27 protein-coding genes are annotated in these 22,922 nt (G+C 65.4%); 17 read left to right on the top strand and 10 right to left on the bottom strand.

Annotation, left to right across the window (positions count from 1 at the left end):
• Positions 1 to 2: 2 nt before the first annotated feature.
• The 12 genes from FZP69_RS20975 (at position 3) to FZP69_RS21030 (ending at position 11,110) form a co-directional block, all read left to right on the top strand.
• Positions 3 to 263, top strand: a complete 261-nt coding sequence (locus FZP69_RS20975) for a F0F1 ATP synthase subunit C (protein ID WP_152043293.1) — start codon at positions 3 to 5, stop codon at positions 261 to 263.
• 21 nt (positions 264 to 284) lie between these two features.
• The gene (locus tag FZP69_RS20980; protein ID WP_152043294.1) at positions 285 to 869 is read left to right on the top strand and encodes a V-type ATP synthase subunit E; all 585 of its coding nucleotides are present in this window, start codon (positions 285 to 287) and stop codon (positions 867 to 869) included.
• Complete coding sequence (locus tag FZP69_RS20985) at positions 866 to 1,912, top strand: V-type ATP synthase subunit C (RefSeq protein WP_152043295.1); 1,047 nt, start codon at positions 866 to 868, stop codon at positions 1,910 to 1,912. The genes FZP69_RS20980 and FZP69_RS20985 overlap by 4 nt, the downstream gene beginning before the upstream one ends.
• The gene (locus FZP69_RS20990; protein ID WP_152043296.1) at positions 1,909 to 2,229 is read left to right on the top strand and encodes a V-type ATP synthase subunit F; all 321 of its coding nucleotides are present in this window, start codon (positions 1,909 to 1,911) and stop codon (positions 2,227 to 2,229) included. Before FZP69_RS20985 ends, FZP69_RS20990 begins: the two co-directional genes overlap by 4 nt.
• A 3-nt stretch (positions 2,230 to 2,232) precedes the next feature.
• Positions 2,233 to 3,990, top strand: coding sequence for an ATP synthase subunit A (locus FZP69_RS20995; protein ID WP_152043297.1), 1,758 nt, complete (start codon positions 2,233 to 2,235; stop codon positions 3,988 to 3,990).
• A 1-nt stretch (position 3,991) separates the two neighbouring features.
• Positions 3,992 to 5,404, top strand: a complete 1,413-nt coding sequence (locus tag FZP69_RS21000) for an ATP synthase subunit B (RefSeq protein ID WP_152043298.1) — start codon at positions 3,992 to 3,994, stop codon at positions 5,402 to 5,404.
• Between the two features lie 94 nt (positions 5,405 to 5,498).
• Positions 5,499 to 5,981: a hypothetical protein gene (locus FZP69_RS21005; RefSeq protein WP_152043299.1), complete on the top strand. Its 483-nt coding sequence runs from the start codon at positions 5,499 to 5,501 to the stop codon at positions 5,979 to 5,981.
• Between the two features lie 138 nt (positions 5,982 to 6,119).
• Positions 6,120 to 8,108: a bacterio-opsin activator domain-containing protein gene (locus FZP69_RS21010; RefSeq protein WP_152043300.1), complete on the top strand. Its 1,989-nt coding sequence runs from the start codon at positions 6,120 to 6,122 to the stop codon at positions 8,106 to 8,108.
• A 99-nt stretch (positions 8,109 to 8,207) separates the two neighbouring features.
• The gene (locus FZP69_RS21015; protein WP_152043301.1) at positions 8,208 to 8,942 is read left to right on the top strand and encodes a bacteriorhodopsin; all 735 of its coding nucleotides are present in this window, start codon (positions 8,208 to 8,210) and stop codon (positions 8,940 to 8,942) included.
• Positions 8,943 to 9,066: 124 nt separating this feature from the next.
• The gene (locus FZP69_RS21020) at positions 9,067 to 9,864 is read left to right on the top strand and encodes a lycopene cyclase domain-containing protein (RefSeq protein ID WP_152043302.1); all 798 of its coding nucleotides are present in this window, start codon (positions 9,067 to 9,069) and stop codon (positions 9,862 to 9,864) included.
• A gap of 28 nt (positions 9,865 to 9,892) precedes the next feature.
• Entirely contained in the window at positions 9,893 to 10,594 is a 702-nt protein-coding gene (locus FZP69_RS21025; protein ID WP_152043303.1) for a V-type ATP synthase subunit D, read from the top strand.
• 108 nt (positions 10,595 to 10,702) lie between these two features.
• Positions 10,703 to 11,110 (top strand): DUF6276 family protein, encoded by a 408-nt coding sequence (locus FZP69_RS21030; protein WP_152043304.1) that lies wholly within the window; start codon positions 10,703 to 10,705, stop codon positions 11,108 to 11,110.
• A 51-nt stretch (positions 11,111 to 11,161) separates the two neighbouring features.
• Here FZP69_RS21030 and FZP69_RS21035 read toward each other — a convergent pair whose 3' ends face one another.
• The 8 genes from FZP69_RS21035 to FZP69_RS21070 all read right to left on the bottom strand — a co-directional run bounded on the left by FZP69_RS21035 (position 11,162) and on the right by FZP69_RS21070 (position 16,890).
• Positions 11,162 to 11,497: a transcriptional regulator FilR1 domain-containing protein gene (locus tag FZP69_RS21035; RefSeq protein WP_152043305.1), complete on the bottom strand. Its 336-nt coding sequence runs from the start codon at positions 11,495 to 11,497 to the stop codon at positions 11,162 to 11,164.
• Positions 11,412 to 11,990 carry a MarR family transcriptional regulator gene (locus tag FZP69_RS21040; RefSeq protein ID WP_152043306.1) on the bottom strand — a complete coding sequence of 193 codons (579 nt, stop codon included), beginning with the start codon at positions 11,988 to 11,990 and terminating at the stop codon, positions 11,412 to 11,414. Before FZP69_RS21040 ends, FZP69_RS21035 begins: the two co-directional genes overlap by 86 nt.
• Positions 11,991 to 12,112: 122 nt before the next feature.
• Positions 12,113 to 12,961 (bottom strand): helix-turn-helix transcriptional regulator, encoded by an 849-nt coding sequence (locus FZP69_RS21045; RefSeq protein WP_152043307.1) that lies wholly within the window; start codon positions 12,959 to 12,961, stop codon positions 12,113 to 12,115.
• A gap of 137 nt (positions 12,962 to 13,098) precedes the next feature.
• Complete coding sequence (gene prf1 / locus FZP69_RS21050; protein WP_152043308.1) at positions 13,099 to 14,349, bottom strand: peptide chain release factor aRF-1; 1,251 nt, start codon at positions 14,347 to 14,349, stop codon at positions 13,099 to 13,101.
• 332 nt (positions 14,350 to 14,681) lie between these two features.
• On the bottom strand, positions 14,682 to 15,224 hold the full coding sequence (locus FZP69_RS21055) for a cupin domain-containing protein (protein WP_152043309.1): 543 nt from the start codon (positions 15,222 to 15,224) through the stop codon (positions 14,682 to 14,684).
• Between the two features lie 333 nt (positions 15,225 to 15,557).
• A complete protein-coding gene (locus FZP69_RS21060) occupies positions 15,558 to 16,139 on the bottom strand; it encodes a hypothetical protein (protein ID WP_204960089.1) in 582 nt (193 codons plus the stop codon).
• A 98-nt stretch (positions 16,140 to 16,237) separates the two neighbouring features.
• The gene (locus tag FZP69_RS21065; RefSeq protein WP_152043311.1) at positions 16,238 to 16,531 is read right to left on the bottom strand and encodes a translation initiation factor; all 294 of its coding nucleotides are present in this window, start codon (positions 16,529 to 16,531) and stop codon (positions 16,238 to 16,240) included.
• Between the two features lie 5 nt (positions 16,532 to 16,536).
• Complete coding sequence (locus tag FZP69_RS21070; protein WP_152043312.1) at positions 16,537 to 16,890, bottom strand: winged helix-turn-helix transcriptional regulator; 354 nt, start codon at positions 16,888 to 16,890, stop codon at positions 16,537 to 16,539.
• A gap of 414 nt (positions 16,891 to 17,304) precedes the next feature.
• On the opposite strand from FZP69_RS21070, the gene FZP69_RS21075 reads away from it, so the two are divergent.
• From FZP69_RS21075 to FZP69_RS21090, 4 genes are read left to right on the top strand one after another with little or no spacing between them, the layout of a single operon-like run.
• Positions 17,305 to 17,994: an SDR family NAD(P)-dependent oxidoreductase gene (locus FZP69_RS21075; protein ID WP_152043313.1), complete on the top strand. Its 690-nt coding sequence runs from the start codon at positions 17,305 to 17,307 to the stop codon at positions 17,992 to 17,994.
• Positions 17,994 to 18,413, top strand: coding sequence for a DoxX family protein (locus FZP69_RS21080; RefSeq protein WP_152043314.1), 420 nt, complete (start codon positions 17,994 to 17,996; stop codon positions 18,411 to 18,413). The genes FZP69_RS21075 and FZP69_RS21080 overlap by 1 nt, the downstream gene beginning before the upstream one ends.
• A gap of 10 nt (positions 18,414 to 18,423) precedes the next feature.
• A complete protein-coding gene (locus FZP69_RS21085; RefSeq protein ID WP_152043315.1) occupies positions 18,424 to 19,299 on the top strand; it encodes a VOC family protein in 876 nt (291 codons plus the stop codon).
• Between the two features lie 9 nt (positions 19,300 to 19,308).
• Positions 19,309 to 19,950: a trimeric intracellular cation channel family protein gene (locus tag FZP69_RS21090; RefSeq protein WP_152043316.1), complete on the top strand. Its 642-nt coding sequence runs from the start codon at positions 19,309 to 19,311 to the stop codon at positions 19,948 to 19,950.
• A gap of 252 nt (positions 19,951 to 20,202) precedes the next feature.
• Here the strand turns inward: FZP69_RS21090 and FZP69_RS21095 are convergent, their stop codons facing one another.
• Together FZP69_RS21095 and FZP69_RS21100 are read right to left on the bottom strand one after the other, a co-directional pair.
• A complete protein-coding gene (locus tag FZP69_RS21095; protein WP_152043466.1) occupies positions 20,203 to 20,952 on the bottom strand; it encodes a 2-phosphosulfolactate phosphatase in 750 nt (249 codons plus the stop codon).
• A 164-nt stretch (positions 20,953 to 21,116) separates the two neighbouring features.
• Positions 21,117 to 21,887: a hypothetical protein gene (locus tag FZP69_RS21100; RefSeq protein ID WP_152043317.1), complete on the bottom strand. Its 771-nt coding sequence runs from the start codon at positions 21,885 to 21,887 to the stop codon at positions 21,117 to 21,119.
• 481 nt (positions 21,888 to 22,368) lie between these two features.
• Between FZP69_RS21100 and FZP69_RS21105 the strand changes: the two genes are divergently transcribed.
• Positions 22,369 to 22,887 carry a (2Fe-2S)-binding protein gene (locus FZP69_RS21105; RefSeq protein ID WP_152043318.1) on the top strand — a complete coding sequence of 173 codons (519 nt, stop codon included), beginning with the start codon at positions 22,369 to 22,371 and terminating at the stop codon, positions 22,885 to 22,887.
• The last annotated feature ends 35 nt before the right edge of the window (positions 22,888 to 22,922 follow it).

The following is a 22,922-nucleotide window of genomic DNA, read 5'->3' on the forward strand; positions in this document are numbered from 1 at the left end:
CCATGATTGACACTGCAACCCAGTTGGCGAACGTCGTACTGCAGGAAGGCGCATCCGCTCCCGCGATCCCCGCTCAGGCCGCTGCCGCTCTGGCGGTCGGACTGGCTGCGTTCGGTGCCGGCTACGCGGAGCGCGGTATCGGTGCGGCCGCGGTCGGCGCCGTCGCCGAGGACGAGAGCCTCTTCGTGCAGGGACTGATCTTCACAGTCCTGCCGGAGACACTCGTCATTCTCGCGCTCGTCGTCGTCTTCCTGGTCGGGTAAGCACCCCTCTTCCCTTTACCAATGAGTTTGGACACAGTTGTCGAGGACATTCGAGACGAAGCCCGCGCGCGCGCCGAAGAGATTCGTACGGAGGGCCAAGAACGCGCCGACGAGATCGTCTCCGGGGCCGAAGCCGACGCCGAGGACATCGTCGAAGAGCGCGAACGCACGGTCGAACGCAAGATCTCCCAAGAGCGCGAGCAGGCGCTGTCGGCCGCCAAGCTGGAGGCCAAACAGGAGCGCCTCGAGGCACGGCGTGACGCGCTGCAGACCGTGCGAGAGCAGGTCGAATCGGAGCTCGCGGGGCTGTCGGGAGACGAGCGGGAGGAGCTCACGCGAGCCCTGCTCGACGCCTCTGCCGCGGAGTTCGACGAGGGCAGCGACGTCGTCGTCCGCGGTCGGGCAGCCGACGAGGCGCTCATAGAGGAGATCCTCGCGGACTACGAGGGGTTCTCGCTCGGTGAGGAGTCCGTCGACTGCCTCGGCGGCGTCGTCGTCGAGAGCGAGGCGTCGCGCGTCCGGGTGGACAACACGTTCGATTCGCTCCTCGACACCGTCTGGGAGAACAACCTCAAGGACGTCAGCGGCATCCTCTTCGACCAATGAGCGCCGCCGGCAGCTCGAATCCGGAGTACGTCAACGCCCGCGTTCGAGCCCGTCGAAGCGCCCTGTTCGCCGACGAGGACTACCGCAAGCTGGTGCGGATGAGCACCGCCGAGATCGCGCGGTTCATGGAGGAGTCGGCGTACGAGGAGGAGGTCAACGCCCTGGGTGCCCGGCACTCCGGCGTCGACCTCATCGAGTACGCGCTGAACCGGAACCTCGCGAAGCAGTTCGACGACATCCTCGACTGGGCGAACGGTCGACTGTACGACCTGATCGCCCGCTACCTCCGGAAGTTCGACGCGTGGAACGTCAAGACGGTCATCCGGGGTATCTACTCGGGAGCCTCGCGTGAGGAGGTCGAGTCGGACCTCATCCGCGCCGGCGAGTTCGAGGACCGTCTTGTCAACCGACTGCTGGACACGACCAGCATCGAGGAGGTCATCGAGGTGCTCGACCGGACCATCTTCGGGCCCGCTCTCGAGGAGGCGTTCGAGGAGTACGAGTCCGCGGGCGTGTTGGTGCCGCTCGAGAACGCCGTCGACCGCGTCTTCTACGAGAACCTCCTCTCGGAGGTCCGGTGGGACGAGGCGACCCAGCAGTACCGCGACATCCTCCTGGCGGAGGTCGACTTCCGGAACGCGCGTAACGCCCTGCGGCTGGCCCGCAGTGGCGCGGACATCGACCCGGCAGAGTACTACATCGAGGGGGGGAAGCTGTTCACCCGCACGGAGCTGAGCGGGCTGGCGTCGAACCTCGACGAGCTCGTCCAGCGTATCCGCGACTCGACGTACGGTGACGAACTCTCCGACGCGCTCAACGACCTCGAAGAGACCGAGAGCCTCATCGCGTTCGAGCGGGCGCTGGAGACTGCACTCCTGGACTACTCGGCCAGCCTGGGGAACGTCTTCCCGCTCTCTGTGAGCCCGGTCATCTCGTACATCCTGGCGAAGGAGCGCGAGGTCGACAACATTCGGGCCATCGCCCGGGCACGCGAGGCCGGCCTCTCTCCCGAGCAGATCGAGGAGGAACTGGTGATACTATGAGTCAGGAGATCGCCGTGGTCGGCAGCCCCGACTTCACCACGGGCTTTCGCCTCGCGGGCGTTCGGAAGTTCCAGAACGTCCCCGACGAGGAGAAAGACGCACAGCTCGACGAGGCCGTCATGGAGACGCTCGACGACGACGAGGTCGGCATCATCGTGATGCACGACGACGACATGGACCACCTGTCCCGGCAGGCTCGACAGGCCGTCGAGGGGAGCATCGAACCGGTGCTCGTCACTCTCGGCGGCGGTGCCGGCGCGGGCGGCCTTCGCGAACAGATCAAGCGAGCCATCGGCATCGACCTAATGGACGAATAAGACATGAGTCAGGCAACACAGGACGTCCGCGAGGACGGCATTATCGAGAGCGTGAGTGGCCCGGTCGTGCAGGCCCGAGATCTCGACGCCCGGATGAACGACGTCGTCTACGTCGGCGAGGAAGGGCTGATGGGCGAAGTCATCGAGATCGAAGGCGACATCACGACCATTCAGGTGTACGAGGAGACCTCCGGGGTGAGTCCGGGCGAACCCGTCGAGAACACGGGTGAACCCCTCACCGTCGACCTGGGGCCGGGACTTCTGGACTCCATCTACGATGGTGTCCAGCGTCCCCTCGACGTGCTCGAGTCGAAGATGAACAGCGCGTTCCTCGACCGCGGGGTCGACGCCCCCGGAATCGACCTCGAGAAGGAGTGGGCCTTCGAGGCCACCGTCGAGGCGGGCGACGAGGTCTCGACCGGTGACGTCGTCGGCGTCGTCGAGGAGACGGTGAGCATCGACCACAAGGTCATGGTGCCCCCCGGCTCCGAGGGCGGCGTCGTCGAGGAAGCCAAGAGTGGCGACTTCAACGTCGAGGATCCCGTGGTCACACTCGAGAGCGGCGAGGAGATCACGATGCACCAGGAGTGGCCGGTCCGTCAGGCCCGTCCCAGTGTCACGAAACAGACCCCGACCGAGCCGCTCGTGTCGGGCCAGCGCATCCTCGACGGGCTGTTCCCCATCGCCAAAGGTGGGACGGCCGCGATTCCGGGGCCGTTCGGCTCCGGGAAGACGGTCACCCAGCACCAGCTCGCGAAGTGGGCCGACGCCGACATCGTCGTCTACGTCGGCTGTGGCGAGCGTGGCAACGAGATGACCGAGGTGATCGAGGACTTCCCGAACCTCGACGACCCCAAGACGGGCAATCCGCTGATGGCCCGCACGTCGCTCATCGCCAACACGTCGAACATGCCCGTGGCCGCCCGAGAATCGTGCGTCTACACCGGGATCACCATCGCGGAGTTCTACCGCGACATGGGGTACGACGTGGCGCTGATGGCCGACTCCACCTCGCGGTGGGCGGAGGCCATGCGGGAGATCTCGAGCCGACTGGAGGAGATGCCCGGCGAGGAGGGGTACCCCGCGTACCTCTCCGCGCGGCTCTCGCAGTTCTACGAGCGCGCCGGCTACTTCGAGAACGTCAACGGCACGGAGGGATCGATCTCCGTGATCGGCGCGGTCTCGCCGCCCGGCGGCGACTTCTCCGAGCCGGTCACGCAGAACACCCTGCGCATCGTCAAGTGCTTCTGGGCGCTCGACGCCGACCTCGCCGAACGTCGGCACTTCCCCTCGATCAACTGGAACGAGTCGTACTCCCTGTACCGCGAGCAGCTCGACCCCTGGTTCCGGGAGAACGTCACGGACGACTGGTCGGAGATCCGCCAGTGGGCGGTCGACACGCTCGACGAGGAGGCCGAACTCCAGGAGATCGTTCAGCTCGTCGGTAAGGACGCCCTGCCGGAGGACCAGCAGCTCACCCTCGAGGTGGCGCGGTACCTCCGCGAGGCGTACCTCCAGCAGAACGCGTTCCACCCGACGGACACCTACTGCGAGCCGGCGAAGACGTACGGCATCCTCACGGCGATCAAGACGTTCAACGACGAGGCGTTCGACGCGCTCGACGCGGGGGTGCCGGTGCCCGAGATCACCGCGATCGACGCCGCACCGCGGCTGAACCGTATCGGCGTCCAGGAGGACTGGGAGGAGTACATCGAGGAGCTCAAGGAGTCGATCGCGACCCAGCTCCGGGAGAAATACTGATATGAAGAAGTACCAGACCATCACAGAGATCAGCGGTCCGCTGGTGTTCGCCGAGGTCGACGAGCCGATCGGCTACGACGAGATCGTCGAGATCGAGACGCCTGCCGGCGAGACCAAGCGCGGCCAGGTGCTCGAATCCTCGGACGGGCTCGTCGCGATCCAGGTGTTCGAGGGAACGACCGGCATCGACCGGAACGCCTCGGTCACGTTCCTCGGCGAGACGCTGAAGATGCCCGTCACCGAGGACCTCCTCGGGCGAGTGCTCGACGGCTCCGGCCAGCCCATCGACGGCGGCCCGGAGATCGTCCCCGACGAACGCCGCAACATCGTCGGCGCGGCGATCAACCCCTACTCCCGAGAGTACCCCGAGGAGTTCATCCAGACGGGTGTGAGTGCCATCGACGGCATGAACACCCTGGTCCGCGGACAGAAGCTCCCGATCTTCTCCGGATCGGGGCTGCCGCACAACGACCTCGCGCTGCAGGTCGCCCGGCAGGCGACCGTCCCCGAGGAAGAGGAGGGCGGCGAGGGATCGGAGTTCGCCGTCATCTTCGGTGCCATGGGCATCACGGCCGAGGAGGCCAACGAGTTCATGGAGGACTTCGAGCGCACCGGCGCGCTCGAGCGCTCCGTCGTCTTCATGAACCTCGCGGACGACCCCGCCGTCGAACGGACGGTCACGCCGCGACTGGCGCTCACCACGGCGGAGTACCTCGCGTTCGACAAGGGCTACCACGTGCTCGTCATCCTCACGGACATGACGAACTACTGCGAGGCGCTGCGCGAGATCGGTGCCGCCCGCGAGGAGGTTCCCGGCCGCCGGGGCTACCCCGGCTACATGTACACCGACCTGGCGACGCTGTACGAGCGCGCCGGACGGATCCAGGGTCGTGACGGCTCCGTCACGCAGATTCCCATCCTCACGATGCCGGGCGACGACGACACCCACCCGATCCCGGACCTGACGGGGTACATCACCGAGGGACAGATCTACGTCGACCGGAACCTCAACTCGCAGGGCGTCCAGCCCCCGGTCAACGTGCTTCCCTCCCTCTCCAGGCTCATGGACGACGGCATCGGCGAGGGCCTCACCCGCGAGGACCACGCCGACGTCTCCGACCAGATGTACGCCGCGTACGCGGAGGGCGAGGACCTCCGCGACCTGGTGAACATCGTCGGCCGCGAGGCCCTCTCCGAGAGGGACAACAAGTACCTCGACTTCGCCGAGCGTTTCGAGGACGAGTTCGTCGACCAGGGCTTCACGACGGAGCGCTCCATCGACGAGACGCTCGACATCGGCTGGGACCTCCTCTCGACGCTCCCGAAGGAGGAGCTCAACCGGATCGACGAGGAGCTCATCGAGAAGTACTACCGCGAGAGCGAGACGGGCGAGCCGGTCGAGGCCGAGGCGTAACGTCGCGTCGACAGCTGCACGAGTTTTTTGACCGCACGTTGTTCCGCGTGTGTCACTGTACGCGCGACCGGAACGACCGAGAGACACCCTGACCATGCGCGATCCCCGATCCGTCCTCACGACGCTGGCATCGAGGCGACAGGGCTGTCCACCCCTGTGCTGGCTGTTGATCGGACTCCTGGGGTTTCTCGGTGTCAGAGGGGTCCTCGGTGGCGGGCAGTTCGTCCTCGTCCCGTCCGGGGAGCTGATCGGTCTCTCGACCGGACTCCTGGCTTCGACGCCGCTCGACGACTTCTTCCTGCCGGGTGTCGTCCTCCTGATCGGTCTCGGTGTCGTCCCGCTGGCCGCCGCGTACGGGCTCTACCGTGGGGAGGCGTGGGCGTGGCTCGTGGTGGTCGCCGTCGGTGTCGGTCTGCTCGTCTGGGTGTTCGTCGAGGGGATCGTCGTCGGGTTCGGTGAACGGCTGCAGGTGCTGAACGCCGTCCAGGCGCTCGTGATGCTCCTCTTGGCCGCGCACCCGACCGTTCGGGAGCACTGCACCCGCACGCGACTGTCCGACACGGATCGAACCGGGTGACTCCGGACGGTCGAACACGCCACCGGTCGTCGCATGGCAGAGGATCGACGAGCCGGAGGTCGCGCGCGAGCCACCGCGTTCGGCCCACGGGGGCGACGCTCTCGGAAACTATTCGCGTCTCCGTCGTGATGGGGGGGTATGGCAACCGAGGTTCCCCACGGGAGCCGCGTCCTCCTCGCGACCGACGCCGACGACGTCCGGTCGCGCGCGACCGCGCTCCTCGCGGACGTCTTCGGCACCGACGCCATCTCGACCGTCGACACGTTCGGGGCCGTCACCGCGCGAGTGGAGGCCGTCGACTGTCTGGTCGTGGCGGCCGATCTCCTCGACGACCCCGCCGACCTCTCCGAACACACGACGGTGACGCCCGTCGTGGTGCTGGTGACGCCCGAGGACGAGCACGGCGTCGAGCAGGCGTTCGAGGCGGGCGCGTTCGACGTCGTCCCCGTCGACGAGTCGAACCGCTTCATCCGCCTCGGCGAGCGGGTCGCGAGCGCGGTCGCCTGGCAACACAACCGATCGGACGCGGTCGACCGGATCACGGAGGAACTGAAAGAGCGGGCGATGGACGAGGCCCCGGTGGGGATCACCATCGCCGACTTCTCGCTGCCCGACCGCCCGCTCGTCTACATCAACCAGGCGTTCTGCGAGACGACGGGGTACGCCATCACGGAGGCGCTCGGTCGCAACTGCCGCTACCTGCAGGGGCCCGACACCGACCCCGAGTCGGTCGCCGAACTCCGTCGTGCCGTCGACGCCGGGGAGCCCGCGTCGGTCGAACTGCTCAACTACCGCCGCGACGGCACCGAGTTCTGGAACCGGGTCGACATCGCGCCGATCGAGGCGGTCGACGGCGGCGTCACACACTACGTCGGCTTCCAGACGGACATCACCGACCGCGTTCGCGCCGAGGAGGCGGCCGAGCGGTACGCCGCGGAGGCCGACCGCGAACGTGGGCGGCTCCAGCGGCTCCTCGACCACATCGAGGGCGTGCTCGAGGACGTCACCGAGATGCTCGTCCGTGCGGAGAGCCGCGCGGAACTCGAACGCGGGGTCTGTGAGCGCGTCGCCGACACGCCGTCGTACACGGCCGCGTGGGTCGGTGACTGCGACCTCTCACCCGAGACGATCGTCCCGAAGGTGTGGGAAGGTGAGGCGGCCGAGACGATCGACGGACTGGTCGTCGATCGCGACGACACGGTGGACCCCGTCGCAGCGGCGGCGTCGACCCGGACGCCACAGGCGACGACCGACACTGAAGGGCGGTTTCACGCCGACCGTACGCTCCCGTTCGAGGGAATCGTCGCGGTGCCGTTGCACCACCGCGAGACGCTGTACGGCGTGCTGGTCATCTACACGGACGCGGAGGCCATCGAGGAGAACGAACTGGTCGTCCTCGGGACGCTCGGTCGGGCGATCGGGGCAGCGATCGACGCGTTCGAGAGCCGTCGGACCCTCCTCACGGAGAGCCTCGTCGAACTCCAGTTCGTCGTCAGCGACCCAGCAGTGCCGCTCGTCCGGCTCGCTCGCGCGGCGGACTGTTCGCTCGCCCAGGAGGGCGTCGTCGTGCGCGACGACGGGACGATCCTGCTGTTCGTCTCGGCGACACCACCTGACGCCGAGCTCGCGGCGGCGTCGGCGCCGGGGATCGACGAGGTGAGACGGGTGGGCGACGACGAGGAGTCCGGACTGTTCGAGCTGACGCTGTCGCCCCAGTCGCTCCTCCCGCTGGTCGCCGAAGCGGGCGGGCGACTGACCGACCTCGCCGTCGACCCGCGGGACGGAACGCTCACGCTCACGGTCACGGTCCCCGACCGGTCGACCGGTCGGCAGCTCCTCGACGACCTCGCCGGCGCGTCCTCGAGCGTCCGCGTCGCGCGGATCAGAGAGCGCGACGAACCCCCGGCGACACACAGAGGGTTCGTCGCGGACGTCGAGGAGGAACTCACCGAAAAACAGCGGACCGCGCTCCAGCTCGCCCACATCGGCGGCTTCTTCGAGTGGCCCCACGGCATCTCGGGCGACGAACTCGCCGAGGCGATGGGCGTCTCCCGGTCGACGTTCCACCAGCATCTGCGTGCGGCGGAGCGAAAGCTCGTCTCGCGATTCCACCGGGACGATGGCTAGTGTCACTCTAGGACGACTAAACACATGGTATACTTTTAGGACATCCCAACCAGTTCGGTATCCTCGCTTTGTCGTCTCCCGCTAACCCTCGGTTGCATTATGGCAACACCAGGTAGCGAATCGATCTGGCTGTGGCTCGGCACAGCCGGCATGACGCTCGGCACACTGTACTTCGTCGCCCGCGGCTGGGGCGTCGAGGATCGGGAACAGCAACGCTTCTACATCATTACGATCTTCATCACCGCGATCGCCTCCGCGGCGTACTTCGCGATGGCGACGGGCTTCGGGCTCACGCAAGTGACGGTCAACGGACAGGTCCTGGACATCTACTGGGGCCGCTACGCCGACTGGCTGTTCACGACGCCGTTGCTCCTGCTCGACCTCGCACTGCTCGCGAAGGCTGACCGGAACACCATCTACACGCTCATCGGACTCGACGTGCTGATGATCGGCACGGGCGTCATCGGAGCGCTCGCCGCCTCCTCGGCTGCCATCCGCATCGTCTGGTGGGCGATCAGCACCGTGTTCCTGCTGTTCCTCCTGTACTTCCTCATCCGCACGCTCAGCGAGGCCGCGACGAGACAGACACCCGAGGTGCGCAAGCTCACCACGACGCTCCGGAACATGCTCATCGTGCTCTGGCTCGCGTACCCCGTGGTGTGGATCCTCGGCACCGAGGGTACCATCGGCATCATCCCCCTGTACTGGGAGACCGCGGCGTTCATGGTCCTCGACCTGACCGCGAAGGTCGGCTTCGGGTTCGTGCTCCTGCGGAGCCACTCGATCCTCGAGCAGGCGACGCAGAGCACCGGCGCGACGGCGACTGCCGACTGATCCCGGCTGACCCGGTCGGTCCGGGGAGGTCCGGTTCGGTTCGGTCGACCAGTATTTCAGACAGCAGCACTCGACACCCCCAATCCATGTTCCCATCCCATTTCGTACCCGATCGGAGTCAGCCGTGAGCCGGCTCACGTATCTCGGCTTCCACGCCGTGTTCCTCCTGCCGCCGATCCTGATCCTCGGCGCGGCCGTCTACTGGCGGCGGGCCCGGTTCGATCCCTCTGAGTGGCGGGCACGGTGGGCTGGGTTCGCGATCCTCGCAGTCATCGCCCTCGGCTACACGACACCGTGGGGTAATTACCTCATCGGCCGTGACGTCTGGTGGTACGGCGAGGGTGCCGTCGTCGCGACCGTCTGGCTCGCGCCGGTCGAGGAGTACCTGTTCATGATCCTCCAGCCGCTCGTGGTCGTGCTCTGGCTCGCGTTGCTCGCGTTCTCGTCCCGGAGACCGTCACACGCGGCGAACGTACCGGTCACGCGACGCCAGCGACTGGTCGGCGTCGTCGCAGGGGGTGTCGTCCTCGCCGTCGGCGCGGTCTGTCTCCTCACGACGCGGACGTACTACCTCGGCGCCATCCTGGCGTGGGCAGGCCCCGTCCTCGCGCTGCAGTGGGGGTTCGGCTGGCCGTACCTGTGGGCCACCCGGCGGACGCTCGCGCTCGGAGTCGGCGTGCCGACGCTGTACTTCTGGGCCGCCGACTGGGTCGCCATCGAACTCGGCGTCTGGGTCATCTCTGAGACGTACACGACGGGTGTGACACTCCTCGGCCTGCCGGTCGAGGAGGCGGCGTTCTTCCTCGTCACGAACGTCTTCGTGGTGCAGGGGCTCGTCCTGTTCCTGTGGGTTGTGGAGCGGTGGGGACTGATGACCGCCACTGGGCAGGCGACAGCCACGCGACCGACAGTAAAAGGTTAACATCCCGGACGAACAACGTCCGACAAGAATGGCCGAAGACGTCAAACCGACGCGCAAGAACCTGATGGCCATCGAGGACCGCATCGAGCTCTCCGAGCGCGGTCACGACACGCTCGAGCAGAAGCGTGACGGCCTCATCATGGAGTTCATGGACATCCTCGACCAGGCGCAGGACGTCCGTTCGGAGCTCTCCGAGGACTACCAGACCGCCCAGCACAAGATCAACATGGCCCGTGCCATGGAGGGCGACGTCGCGGTCCGCGGCGCAGCGGCCGCGCTCAAGGAACACCCCGAGATCACGACCCAGTCGAAGAACATCATGGGCGTCGTCGTCCCGCAGATCGAGTCCTCGCGGGTGAAGAAGACGCTCGACCAGCGCGGCTACGGTCTCCTCGGCTCCTCGGCGCGGATCGACGAGGCCGCCGACGCCTACGAGGAACTCCTCGAGACGATCATCCTCGCCGCCGAGGTGGAGACGGCGATGAAGAAGATGCTCGAGGAGATCGAGACCACCAAACGTCGTGTCAACGCCCTCGAGTTCAAACTCCTGCCCGACCTGTACGAGAACAAGGAGTACATCGAGCAGAAACTCGAAGAGCAGGAACGCGAGGAGATCTTCCGCCTGAAGAAGATCAAGGCGAAGAAAGAAGAAGAGGAGAAGAAAGAACGCGAGGCCGAAGCCGCCGATCTCGAGGAGAGCGACGTCGAACGCGTCTCGGCCGACGACTGAGCCCGCGACCCGACCCTCGCGTCGACCGCCGAACCACCGCGCTGACGTCGACTCCGCCGAACGGACCCACCGCAGCGGTTTTTGTCGCGCCGACGCCTCTCTCGACGTATGGCCTGTCCCGCCTGTGCCGGCGAGCGTGTCGTGTTCGTCGTACCGTCGTCACTCCGACCGTACGCACCCGACGAGTCGGCCGGAGCGACGCTCTGTACGAACTGCCTCCGCGTCGAAGCCGCCGAGACGCCCGGGCGTGTCGGCGACGACCGCACCGCGGCGGTCGACTGGGAGCCGCTGCCGACGGGCGAAGCGGGCATCGCGATGGCGCTCCTGCTCGGCCACCTCGACTCGCTCGCCCTCCGCCGGGCGGACGTGACCGAACTGATCGACCGCGTGGAGACCGCCGGGGGCGACGCGTTCGCCACCCTCGACCGCCTCGTGGCGATGGCGACGAACGGTGCGATCGATCCGGTCGTCGACCTCGACCGTCGGGCCGCACAGCTGCGATCGTTGCTCGACTGACTCCGGTGTACCCGGTGTGATCCGCTCGTCCGGTCGTCGCTCGGCCGTCGCTCAGCCGTCGCGCTCGTCGCTGCGGAGGAGGTCGTCGGTGAACTCCGTCGCCCCGTTCCGGCGGCGCTCGAACGCCGCTCGACCCCACGCCACGGCGGCGTCGCTGTCGTTGACGATCGCCCCGGCGAGTCGACCACGGTCGTCGTAGACGACCACGACGACCCGTGCCGTGTCGGCGGACTCGACGACGAACAGATCGTACGACAGATCGTCGGTCTCGTACGCGCGGTATCGGCCGGTCGCGGCCATCTCACGACGCCTCCCGAGATACCACTCGCGGAGGTGGTCCGCGAGGTCGGCCGTGTAGACGACCGACGCGTGGCCCTCGCGTTCCACGACCAGCCGGTAGCGTCGCGCGGACGCCTCGGAGTCGCTGATCGCGCTGGCACAGGCCCGACAGGCTGCGCGCCCGGCCGATCAGATCGGTCACCGCGTCCGCGGGACGACCCGTGGCGGAGGGTTCGCTCCGGTAGGCGGTCGCGCCGTCGAGCAGGTCGTGGTCGATGTCGGCGTCGGGAGGGAGTTCGAAGAGGAGATCGCCGAACGTCCTCACGGCCGTCGTCTCCGCACCGAAGCGACGGTACGCCGCGAACGCCAGCCGTCCGGCGAGCGTGAGTTCGATCCGTCCACCGGCACGACGGACGAGACCGCTCGCTTCGAGGCGGCGGACGGTGCGGTCGGCCGCCGACCGCGACACGCCGAGTTCGGCCGCGAGCGCTCGCTCCCCGGTGACGCACTCGCCGGATCGCTCGGCGAGGAGCGACAGGACGTCCGCCCGTCGGCCAGAGACCCGGCTGACATCCGGTGGGGTGTCGTCCTCCCGTGGCATAGAGTGAGCGACGCCGCTCCGCGAAATATACGTACGGATCGTCTGCCGACGGGCGAGCGACCAGTCGGACCGTCGACCACACTGGCGCGCCCTGCTGTCCTGACCGGCATCGATCCGGTATCTCACGGCTCGTCGGTCTCGGCCGCGGCCGAGTCGATCGGTTCCGTGCGGTCGCCGACGAGGAAGTCGTCGGTGAACTCCGTCGCCCGGTCGCGGTGGCGCTCGAACGTCGCCTCCGCCCAGGCGACGGCAGCGTCGGTATCGTTGACGATGGCCCCTTTCAGGCGTCCGGTCTCGCTGTAGACGACGGCGGCGACCTGCGTCCCGTCGTCGGTGTCGACGATGAAGAGTTCGTACGGCAGGTCGGCGATCTCGTACGCCCGGTACCGGCCGGTCGCGGCCATCTCGTGGTGGGATTCGTAGTACAGGTCGCGGATGTGGTCTGCGAGGCTCTCGGCGTAGACGACCGACGCGCTGCCACCGCGTTCCGTGACCATCCGGTGGAGCTCCGCGGAGGCGGCGGAGTCGTTGATGACGGTCGCACACGCCCGGAGCCGCGTCCCGGCGGCGATGAGCGCGGTCACCTCGTTCGCCGGGCGGCCCGTGGCGGGGGGTTCGCTCCGGTAGGCGGTCGCGCCGTCGAGCAGGTCGTGGTCGATCTCGACGTCGGAGGGGAGTTCGCGGAGGAGGTCACCGAACTCCGCCACGTCGGTCGTCCGTTCGCAGAAGCGACGGTAGGAGTCGAACGCCAGCCGTCCGGCGAGCGTCGCCTCGGTCTGTCCCCCCTCGCGGCGCACGAGACCGTTTGTTTCGAACCGGCGGATCGTGCGGTCGACGGTCGAGCGCGACACGTCGAGTTCGTCCGTCAGCTCGCTCTTGTCGTAGGAGCCCTCGACGAGTATGCCCAGTGCGTCGGCCCGTCGACTCAACAGCTGACGGATGTTCGTCGCGTCGTCGTGCCCCCAGGGCATAATTCGCCACACGGAATCGAGTTATATATAAGTAAGGTCGGGCACCTCCCACGCCGCGGGGCACGGGAGATGGTAGTGGAGACGAGGAAAAGCGGCGATCGGAGACGGTCGGCGACGGGGCGAGCCCACGAACGCGCTTACACGCCGGTCGAGTACCGCAGAATGCCCGCGATGCCGCCGAAGGCGTCGTACAGCTGTTCGCCCTTCTCGAAGTCGGTCGAGATGAACTTGGTCTCGGTGCCGCGCTGTTCGGCGAGTTCCATCAGATACTCGATGGCGTCGGTTCGCTCCACCACTTCGGCCTCCGTGCCGTCGTCGCAGGTGTGATCGGGCGTCGAGTGGCGGCGGTCGACGAGTTCGTACTCGTCGGTGTCGCCGCAGTCGTAGACGACGACGTCCGAGCGGAGGTCCTCGGAGAGGAGGAGTCGATCGACGGAGCCCATCACGAGGTTCTGGCGGGTCGGCTCGAAGCCGTACGTCGCCTCGTCGCCGCGGTGGAGCTTCTCGAAGAACTCCTCCATCTGTTTCTTGTCCTTGACGACCTCCTGGTCGGCGAGGACGTCCTGGCCGGCATCGACGAGGTCGTACAGGCCCGACTCGTCGGTGTAGGCGACGTCGAACTTCCCGAGGACGAGGTCCTGAATCTCGTGGTGGAGGTAGTCGCCGTCGAGGAACTCGTCTTTCGTGGGGGAGGGCCCGCCCACGAGCACGCCGTCGAGGTCGTGGCGCTTCGGGACGAACAGGTCGTTGGCCATCTCCGCGACCTCCTGGTAGAAGTTGTCGATCGCCTCGAGGCGGAGGCGGGCGAACCGCTGGGCGGACTGGCCACCTTTGCGCTGCTTGCCGGGGACGAGCGAGGAGGCGGATTTGACCGGCTCGACGCGCTTGCCCTTGAGCCAGCCGACGTTTGCCTCGCGGCGGTCGAGGACGATCAGGCCGAACAGCCCCTTGTCCATCAGCATCTCCTCTAACGGCTCGGTCAGAAACGCCGAGTCGCAGTGGTAGCGGAACGACTGGATCGGTTCGGGCGGGTTCTCCAGCGCCTTGGTGACCATGTCGGTCTGGCCGCCGCCGGAGTCGATCGCACCCGAGAAGAGCACCATCCCGTTGTCCGGCGGGTTCTTGTAGTAGCGCAGGCGGTCCTTGATGCTCGTCAGCGCGTCCTGGACCGCGGTGCGAGTCTGCTTGGACTTGATGTTGCTCGCTTCGGAGTGTTCCTGCGTGACGTGGGCGACGATGTCGGAGATCTGCTTGTCCGGGGGGACGTAGATCGAGACGAGCTGTGTCCCCGACCCCTCGTACTCTTTGAGGTCCTCGATGACCTTCCGGAACTCGTACTTCCGGCGGTCCGAAGAGGCCTCCGTGTCGCTCTGTGTGTCCGATGCCATTGTGTTCTTGCGGGTGAGTTGACGACGAGGACGGTTAAACTCCCGCGTTCGAAGGTGGATGGTGTCGGGACGGAGTAGATGGATGGTGCTGGGCTGGAGTGGCATGACCCGCGACGAGATCAGGGACGGCCCCGAGCCCAGACGTCTCGGAAGTCCCACCCATTGCCGCTGGGAGAGTCGACGCGGGGGGACTGATAGGGGGTAGTGTGTGTTCTCGTACGCCCAGATGTGATAGATTGATGACTATTTGAGAGCCGCCTGACCGATACAGAGGGTGTAGTCAGCAAAGGGACGCTGAATAGTAAAGTGGGTGATTTGTTGGATCGTCTGAACTATTCTTCCCCATGCCATTGGCCAGCGTTCGGTCCCTCGACGACGCCTTCCTCCACTGAGAGGAACTTGAGGAGTGTCACGTCGTCCGGATTCGAGAGTGGGTCAGCACCGGCAGAGAGGAAGTACTTATTTGAATCGGGGAGGTAGGCGATCTCGGGCGTAATTGTGGTAGACATACACAGGTATCGGAGAGGTTCGTCGGACGAATTTATCACCTGTCGGGCATTGTCCTCACCGGTCGGGAGAGATACGTACATTCCGGCTTCTATCAGCTGTTCACCGTCTGGTGTTCGCAAGGAGCCGTTGCCTGAAAGGACGAACATGGCCTCCTCGTTTCCATAGTGATAGTGGTATGGTTGTGGTCGCTTCCCACTCGGCACTTCATAGAGCGTACAACCGAGTTTCTCGCCACCAGCTGCCTGTCCAATCCCTTTCCGTCGGTGGACGAGACGGCCACCACTATCCCGCTCAGTCCAGTCGACTTCGTCTATATGGACGATTCCAATGTCGTTTTTCCGTTGATCCTCGTTTGTGGGACACATAGATGCCTCCAGTACCTCCCCAACCGGCCCCGTTCGCGCCGTTTCGTCGCATGGAGCACCAACCGTACAATTAGTCTATATCATGTTATATGTTACCATGATCGTTGACGCCCTCAGAACATCTCGCTAGGAGGTATTGACCGATACGCGCCCTCTATTCATCAGACAGCTACTGACAGATCGACAGTTGATTGCTGATTGCTTGATGCATACAGAGCATGAGTGCACCAGAAATCCAGTTCGGGGGTTATCTTGATATGTTGACTTGCTCCACGTGCGTCGCGTTCCGTCCTTAGTGCAGGTCGCACGGAGTCTGACGCCAATCTGAATCGCCTAGAATAACCGTTCTATGGCCTTTTCGAGAGAGATTTCCCGATACGATTGCGATATCCGGTCCTGTTGACCTGATTGAAACCGGAGACTGTCTTTTGGAGGCGGATTGATCATTGAATCAGCAGTCGATTCGAACCAGTCCGTGACTGGCTGGCGAGGGACTGAAATCTCGAATCCGTCATCGTCGAGGAGACCCGATGGATCGTATAGATACACATGTTCGATGGTTCGTTCCGCGCTGCGTCGGGTGATGTCTTCGATTTCCGGATGCTTCTGCGATCTATCCGGCACCAATAGAACGGATATGGCTCGATCGTTCACAGCCCGAAGAATGGTTTCAGCCTCAGCTGCTACTTCGACGTTCTTGTGGTCGGGATAGACATCGAACATGCGGTAATCCGCTGGGTCGGTTGTCGCCTGAAACGTGTAGAAATCGGGGTACTCGAAGAACTCGTCCTTGCACTCCCTGAGGGTGTCGTAGAACTCGATCACACATGAGAGGAGGAAGTTCGCGGCCCCCAATCCTTCGTCCGCAGAACCCATCACGACGCCGACCCGGTCATCTATCGTGATTTCGGACATCACCTCGTTCCGATTAACGGTTTGCCCCTCGGTCTGGTAACGAAAGTCGCCAGCACTGAGATCGTGAAGCGTGTGCATCCTTCAGTCCACTCCCCGCATTATCCCGTTATCTGGTAGCCGCGTTCGGTCAGCAGATCTCGAATGCGGACCTCGTGATCGCCCTGGATTTCAATATGCCCTTCCTTCACGGTCCCACCGGTCCCCAGCGCGGACTTCAGCTCGGAGGCGAGCGATTCCGGTTCAACTGAATCGTCGAAGCCCGCGATAACGACCATGTGCTTTCCATACCGGCGTTCCTCGGTTCGTATCGTCAACGCCTGGGTCGCCCGGTCTAGGTCCGCCGATGGGTCATCCGGGATATCGAGGCCGTCGAAGGGATCGTTCCCGGCCACGGTGGTTAGGCCCAGGCCCCGCCCCACTCGTCGAGGGCGTCGAACACCGGACAGAGCGCGTCGCCCTTCTCGGTGAGGGTGTAGTAGCTGGCAACTGGCGCTTCGAACTCCTTGCGGTTCTCCACGAGCCCGTCTTCTTGGAGGTCCTCAAGCACACGCGATAGGGTGTACGAACTTGCGCCCGTGGAGTGCTTGAGCTCGTTGAAGCGCTTCTCGCCCTCGCGGAGGTCGTCGAGGATGATGAGTTTCCACTCCGATCCCATCTCCTCGACGGCCCGCACGACGTTGCAGACCTCGGGGTTCTGGCGTTCCTTCTCCGTTTCCTCGTCGGCTTTTGGGGGTTGTGATTGGGTGTCCATTACCTGGTTACACATATGTTCGCGGAACTATATAACGGTTTGGTTACAAACTACGTAATGCAATGGAACTTGCAAACCAATCGGCCCAAGACAGTGAAAGCGCAGTCATCGAACACCACGAGTTCTACCTCCCGGCGATGCCTCCGCGTCGGGTGGTTAGCTACCTCCAGCGGTTCTTTGCGAGACTCAACCACATCTAGAACGGATCGCCCTCTCCGCTGAATCGGCCCCTCAATATGTTTCCCGACATCACCTCTGCCTGAGGACACCCCACCTGTTTCCTTCTGGCGAATGCTTAGATGAGAACCTCGTATAGCATGGGACAGCTCAAGCGGTGAGAGTTGGGTCTGGATTACCTGGTCACACTCCTATTAGCGGAATTATATATGGGTTGGCATACAAACCTGATATGCAATGAAACTTGCAAACCAAACGGTTCTGGTGACCGGGGCGGCCGGGAACCTTGGACCCTACGTAATCTCACGGTTGCTTGACGACGGTGCCGAAGTCATCGGCACCTACCTGAGCGACTCGGACTTGAATACCGACGAATACCCCGAAGCGGTAACCTACTACCAGGCCGATCTCACCGACCAGGTGGCCGTCGAATCCCTCGCCGAGACCGTCAACGCTGACCATGGCGGCGTGGACCACATCGTCGGGCTGGCTGGCGGGTTCTCGATGGGTGGCATCGATGACACCGACGCTGCGGCCTTCGAGGCCGCGTTGAGCCGTCACGCGACGACCGCCTTCCTCACCGTCCGGGCGTTCGCCGACCAACTCGATGACCGAAGCGGCATCGTACTGTTCAGCTCCGATCGGGCGATCGACGCGACTGCCGGAACCCTCGCCTACAACGTTGGCAAGGGAGCGGTCAGAACGCTAGCCGAGTCCCTCAACGAGGAGTTGGATGCCCGTGTCAATGCCGTCGCGCCGTTCCTCATCGACGTTCCTGGGAACCGAGAGGCAATGCCGGACGCGGACTTCTCCGAGTGGACGGCTGCGGAGGCCGTCGCCGACGAAGTGCTTCACCAGCTCACTAACGAAGGGGTGGCTGGACAGACCATCCGAATGACCGGCGGCCAGCCGGAGGTGGCCACCTAATGGCGATCGAAACGACCGTCGGCGGCATCGCGTTCCTTATCGGACGGGTGCTGTTCGGCGCGGTCCTCGGGTTCATGGGGTTCAACCACTTCACGCAACTCGACGGGATGAGCGGGTACGCCGAGGCCAAGGGTGTTCCCTTCCCGCGGCTCGGTGTCGTCGCCTCCGGAATGTTGCTCGTCTTCGGTGGCGTGGCCATCGTGCTGGGCGTTTACCCACTCCTCGGCGCGGCCGCCATCGCCCTGTTCCTGCTCGTCTCCACGCCGATGATGCACGACTTCTGGGCGTTCGACGACCCCGAGCAGCAGCAGGCCGAGATGTCGAACTTCCTGAAGAACTCGGCACTCTTCGGGGCAGCACTCCTGATCATCGCCATCGGCGGGACGGCCTGGCCGTACGCACTAAACATCGGCCTCTAAGGAGCCAAGAGTGACCACGCACGCCAACCCAGAGGAAGCTAATCCGCTCCCGAATGGGACCCGTATCGGCCGAACGGCGCTCCGCGTCGCTGACCTCGACGAATTGACCGAGTTCTATCGAGCAGTGGTGGGCCTGGAAGTGCTCCGCACTGGAGATACGGCGTCGGTTCTCGGTAGTGATGGGACCCCTCTCCTCGTTCTGGAGGGCGAGGAAGCCCTCCCAGCCCGACATCGATCGAGGGCAGGGCTCTACCACAACGCGTTCAGAGTTCCCTCACGTGAGGCACTGGGTGATGCGTTGGCTCGGGTCCGTGATCGCTGGCATCTAGGTGGTGCCTCCGACCACTGGGTCAGCGAGGCGCTCTACCTCACCGACCCCGAGGGCAATGGCATCGAGATCTACCGTGACTTCCCACGGGACGAGTGGCCCATCACCGAGGAGGGTCGCGTTCGGATCAGCACGGAGCCGCTCGACCTCACGCCAATCGAAGCTGCTGCTACCGGTGACAGCACGGTCCCGCCGGGAACGGATATCGGCCATGTCCATCTGGAAGTAAGCTCTCTGGAGGATTTCCGAGAGTTCTACGTGGAGACGCTCGGCTTCGAGCTGCAAACGTCGCTGCCCGCCGCCTCCTTCGTTTCGGCTGGCGGGTACCACCACCATATCGGGGCCAACACCTGGCACCATCGGACCACACCGAATGACGGGCGAGGACTGGCGTGGGTCGAGCTCGTGGTCCCGGATACGGCGACACTCGATGCGGTCCGTGATCGGCTTGCGACTCGTGAGATTCCAATCGCTGACCGGAACGAGGGGATCGAAGTCACCGGTCCGGACGGCATCACCATTCGACTGCAGGTAGAATCATCAAACAGGCTGCTGTAGAGCCCTCTAATGGTCGAGAACGTCCTCACGGCCCTCTTCGGCGATCCGTTTGCCGTGATGAACACCATCGGCTTGGTCGCGTTTGCGTTCGTGGGGTCATCGAAGGCAATACGTGAGGAGTTCGATGTCTTCGGCATCACCATCGTTGGGTTGGCGATGGCGTTCGCTGGAGGTGTGACACGCGATCTCCTCGTCACCCGCGTCCCACTAGCCCTTCAGTCACCGATCGAGATCATTCTGGGGCTCCTCGGCGTGGGGTTGGCCATCGCGCTGGGCGTCGTCTTCAATGCGCCAGAGACGCATCCGATCACGATCGTCGCGGATGCTATCGGTCTCGCATCCTTCACCACGGCCGGGGCGATTGTGGCAACGACGGCCGGTTTCCCCGTCTTCGGTATCGTCGCCATCGGCACTATCAACGCCGTTGGCGGTGGTGCGTTCGCGGATATTCTCCTCGACCGGTCACCGTTCATCCTCTTCGAGGATTTCTACGCCACCTGTGCGGTTTTGGGCGCGAGCGCGTACTGGTTCGTTGGAACCTTCGGAGCCGCCGGGAGCGTGGCTGCCGTGACGTGTTCGGCTGCGGCCGTGGTGACTCGATTAGCAGCAGTTTCCTACGATTGGACTCTTCCAACTGTGAATGACATGTAGCCACAAGAAAGGAATCACTCACCTATCTCCCCTTGCAAGATATGCGCTGTGTATCTCGCACACTGCATCTGCCAACTACTGGAGATGATTCGCGAAAAGCTATGGACTATTTCATGATCCCTATGAAAGGGGCAAGGTGAGGTGAGTTCGGGGCACCTCGTTACCTGATCGACACACGTCCGAGCGGGGGATCGAAACGACGCCACGACCCCGAACGTCCGCCCGATCGTCCTCCTCGACGACCCACGCGACTCAGTCGGACGGCAGGCGGGGCTCCGCACGGGCCACGTCGACCAGCGACTCGCCCGCCAGCCGCGGGAGCACGCGTCGGCTGTCGAACGCCAGCGCGTAGTCGTGGACGTCGCGGTGGCGGAGGGCGTTCTTGTCGGCGTAGTCGGGGCCTTTGGCGACCTTCACCTGCTGGCGGAACACCGCGCGCTCGGCGGCCGAGAGCGAGAAGCCGTCGAGTCGGCGGCTGATGAGCGTCGCCCCGACGTGGTCTTCGAGCGCGACGCTGCCCTGCGACCCAGCACTGACGAGGTACGTGGGGCGGTCGCTCCCGCGGAGGTGGTCGGCCAGCGCCCGGGCGTTCATCGTCGAGCCGACGTACACCGCGCTCTCGTCGTCGAGGCGGTCGCGGAGGAGCGCCACCGCCCGCCCGCCGTTCGTCGAGGTCATGCTCACCGGCCGCCCCGCGACGTCGAGGTCCTGGACGTAGCTGGGGGAGTTGAAGAAGTCGTAGCCGGGTTCGGGCTCGTAGGCGGGGGTCGCTCCGCCACCGATACGAGCCTCGGGAGTGGCGGTCTTGAACGCGGATTCGTCGCCCCGCTCGTCGGTGATGTGGACGTAGTCGGCGCCGTTGGCGAACAGTTCGATCACCGTGTTCGAGAAGTGGAGCACGTCGACGACGACGTAGTTCCCGGACGGGGGGTCGCGCGGGATCGCCTCGCACCGCTCGATGAGTCGGTCGTCGAGGCCGTTCGTGCGGGAGTCGCGGGTCACGGTCACGACCCGTTCTCTACTGCCACAGGTGAGAAGCGCGCTGACATCGAGTAACGTTCGTAGGGGCGGGGGGCTGGTAATCGTTTACTAGGAGGCCTCGACAGAGCTATATAGATTCTGGTGCGCCCCGCGGTCACGTGCCGGGACGCCGTCGCGCAGTTGGTTCAGCGGAGGCAGTCGAGGATCGACGCCGCGAGCGCGTCGGTGAGCCCGGTGTCCCGGAAGCTGGGACAGGGGTTGAGGTCGACCGCGTACCAGTCGTCGTCGACGCGAACGAGGTCGACGCCGACGGCGCGCATGCCCAGTCGACGCATGAGGTCGCCGATGCGGTCGACGTGGTCGTCGACGGGGTCGGCCTCGCCGACGACCCGCTTCTCGCCGAACAGCTTCGACGTCGCGCGGAGGACGCGCGCGTGGAGTCGCTCCCCGTCGTCGACGACGTAGTACTTGTAGTCGATCGGCTCCGCGGGGAGGTACTCCTCGTAGAGGTCGCCCTCGCCGTCGAGTTCCGGCGACATGTTCCAGTGGTAGAGGTTCTTGGCGACGTACCGCCCGGCGGGCTTCGAGCGGGACGCGTCGGGGACGGCGAAGCCGACGCCGGCGAGCAGACAGAGCTGCGAGAACCGCGAGACGCAGGCGGCGACGCCCGTCGCGCTGTTCCACGTCGGGACGCCCGCGCGCTCGGCCCGCAGGAGCGACTCGACCGACGCCGGCCGCGTCGACTTGCTCACGAACAGCGCGAGGTCGGTGAGGAGGGGCTGGCTCACCGGCCGCTCGGCATCGAAGAACGTCACGGCGTACCCCCGCTCGACGAGTCGCGCGGCGACGGTCGAGAACACGTCGTGGTCGGGGCGGCAGGTGATGCCGATCCGTTCGGTCGTCTCCCCCCGGTTGGGCTCGCGCGGTGGCTCCGGTCCCTCCGATGAGCGGCTCACTCGGGCGACTACTTCCCGGGCCCACTTCAACGCGTGCGTCCCCGGCAGTCGACGGTCGTCGACGCGGGACGCCGACGGACAGCACACCCCCACCCCCCCGCAGCAGCGCGCCGGAAGACGCCAGCGAGCGCCGCACACACGACCAGCGATCGTCGCGGACGCGGACGACGGCGTACCCCGACGTCGAGCGGAGGGTCTCGTTGGGTGCTCGCCGGTCCGAGGGTGTCGTCTGTCGGGACGGGAACCGTACGAGCGACGGACCTCGCCGGGGGGTGGTCGAGAATCTACCCCGCCGTTCCGGAGTCCGGACCGACCGGTGCCGGCCGAGGGTGGAGAGACGGCGGCGAGCGCGCTGGCAAGCTATTTCTCCCTGTCCCTCGTGGGACCGTTCACGAACGCTGTGTCAGGGACCACCACAGGGTGGTCGGCCCACGACACGGGTGTCCGTCGTCGCCGATCGGCGAGACACCACGGAGAGACGATGACGACACACGACATCACACTCACGGTGAACGAGACGGAACACGAACTGACGGTCGAGTCACGGACCCTCCTGATCCACGCGCTCAGGGACGACCTCGGCTACACGGGGCCGAACGTCGGCTGCGAGACCAGCATGTGCGGGGCCTGCACCGTCCACGTGGACGGCGACGCGGTGAAGTCCTGTACGCTCCTGGCGGTGGCGTGCGACGGGAGCGAGGTCCGGACCGTCGAGAGCCTCGCCGAGGGCGACGCCCTCCACCCGCTGCAGGAGGCGTTCTCGCAGGAACACGGCCTGCAGTGCGGCTACTGTACGCCGGGGATGCTGATGACCTCGCTCGACTTCCTCGCGCGCAACCCCGACCCCACTAGGGCGGAGATCCGTGAGGCGCTCGAGGGGAACCTCTGCCGGTGTACGGGCTACCAGAACATCGTCAACGCGGTCGAGAGCGCCGCCGAGACGATGCGGACGGCCACGGACGGCGGCGCGGTCGATCCGACCGACGCGGGGGGCGACTGAGATGCCGTCGACGGCAGTCGACGCGGTCGACGCGG

Source organism: Salinigranum salinum (assembly GCF_009176545.1).
Classification (GTDB): Archaea; Halobacteriota; Halobacteria; order Halobacteriales; family Haloferacaceae; genus Salinigranum; species Salinigranum salinum.

Coding starts and splice junctions, on each gene's coding strand:
- FZP69_RS20990 (WP_152043296.1), top strand. CDS start 1,909: ATGAGTCAGGAGATCGCCGTGGTCGGCAGCCCCGACTTCACCACGGGC.
- FZP69_RS21080 (WP_152043314.1), top strand. CDS start 17,994: ATGGCGATCGAAACGACCGTCGGCGGCATCGCGTTCCTTATCGGACGG.
- FZP69_RS21075 (WP_152043313.1), top strand. CDS start 17,305: ATGAAACTTGCAAACCAAACGGTTCTGGTGACCGGGGCGGCCGGGAAC.
- FZP69_RS21015 (WP_152043301.1), top strand. CDS start 8,208: ATGGCAACACCAGGTAGCGAATCGATCTGGCTGTGGCTCGGCACAGCC.
- FZP69_RS20975 (WP_152043293.1), top strand. CDS start 3: ATGATTGACACTGCAACCCAGTTGGCGAACGTCGTACTGCAGGAAGGC.
- FZP69_RS20980 (WP_152043294.1), top strand. CDS start 285: ATGAGTTTGGACACAGTTGTCGAGGACATTCGAGACGAAGCCCGCGCG.
- FZP69_RS21025 (WP_152043303.1), top strand. CDS start 9,893: ATGGCCGAAGACGTCAAACCGACGCGCAAGAACCTGATGGCCATCGAG.
- FZP69_RS21000 (WP_152043298.1), top strand. CDS start 3,992: ATGAAGAAGTACCAGACCATCACAGAGATCAGCGGTCCGCTGGTGTTC.
- FZP69_RS21070 (WP_152043312.1), bottom strand. CDS start 16,890: ATGGACACCCAATCACAACCCCCAAAAGCCGACGAGGAAACGGAGAAG.
- FZP69_RS21010 (WP_152043300.1), top strand. CDS start 6,120: ATGGCAACCGAGGTTCCCCACGGGAGCCGCGTCCTCCTCGCGACCGAC.
- FZP69_RS21040 (WP_152043306.1), bottom strand. CDS start 11,990: ATGCCACGGGAGGACGACACCCCACCGGATGTCAGCCGGGTCTCTGGC.
- FZP69_RS21005 (WP_152043299.1), top strand. CDS start 5,499: ATGCGCGATCCCCGATCCGTCCTCACGACGCTGGCATCGAGGCGACAG.
- FZP69_RS21045 (WP_152043307.1), bottom strand. CDS start 12,961: ATGCCCTGGGGGCACGACGACGCGACGAACATCCGTCAGCTGTTGAGT.
- FZP69_RS20995 (WP_152043297.1), top strand. CDS start 2,233: ATGAGTCAGGCAACACAGGACGTCCGCGAGGACGGCATTATCGAGAGC.
- FZP69_RS21105 (WP_152043318.1), top strand. CDS start 22,369: ATGACGACACACGACATCACACTCACGGTGAACGAGACGGAACACGAA.
- FZP69_RS21060 (WP_204960089.1), bottom strand. CDS start 16,139: ATGTCCGAAATCACGATAGATGACCGGGTCGGCGTCGTGATGGGTTCT.
- FZP69_RS21030 (WP_152043304.1), top strand. CDS start 10,703: ATGGCCTGTCCCGCCTGTGCCGGCGAGCGTGTCGTGTTCGTCGTACCG.
- FZP69_RS21090 (WP_152043316.1), top strand. CDS start 19,309: ATGGTCGAGAACGTCCTCACGGCCCTCTTCGGCGATCCGTTTGCCGTG.
- prf1 (WP_152043308.1), bottom strand. CDS start 14,349: ATGGCATCGGACACACAGAGCGACACGGAGGCCTCTTCGGACCGCCGG.
- FZP69_RS21055 (WP_152043309.1), bottom strand. CDS start 15,224: ATGTGTCCCACAAACGAGGATCAACGGAAAAACGACATTGGAATCGTC.
- FZP69_RS20985 (WP_152043295.1), top strand. CDS start 866: ATGAGCGCCGCCGGCAGCTCGAATCCGGAGTACGTCAACGCCCGCGTT.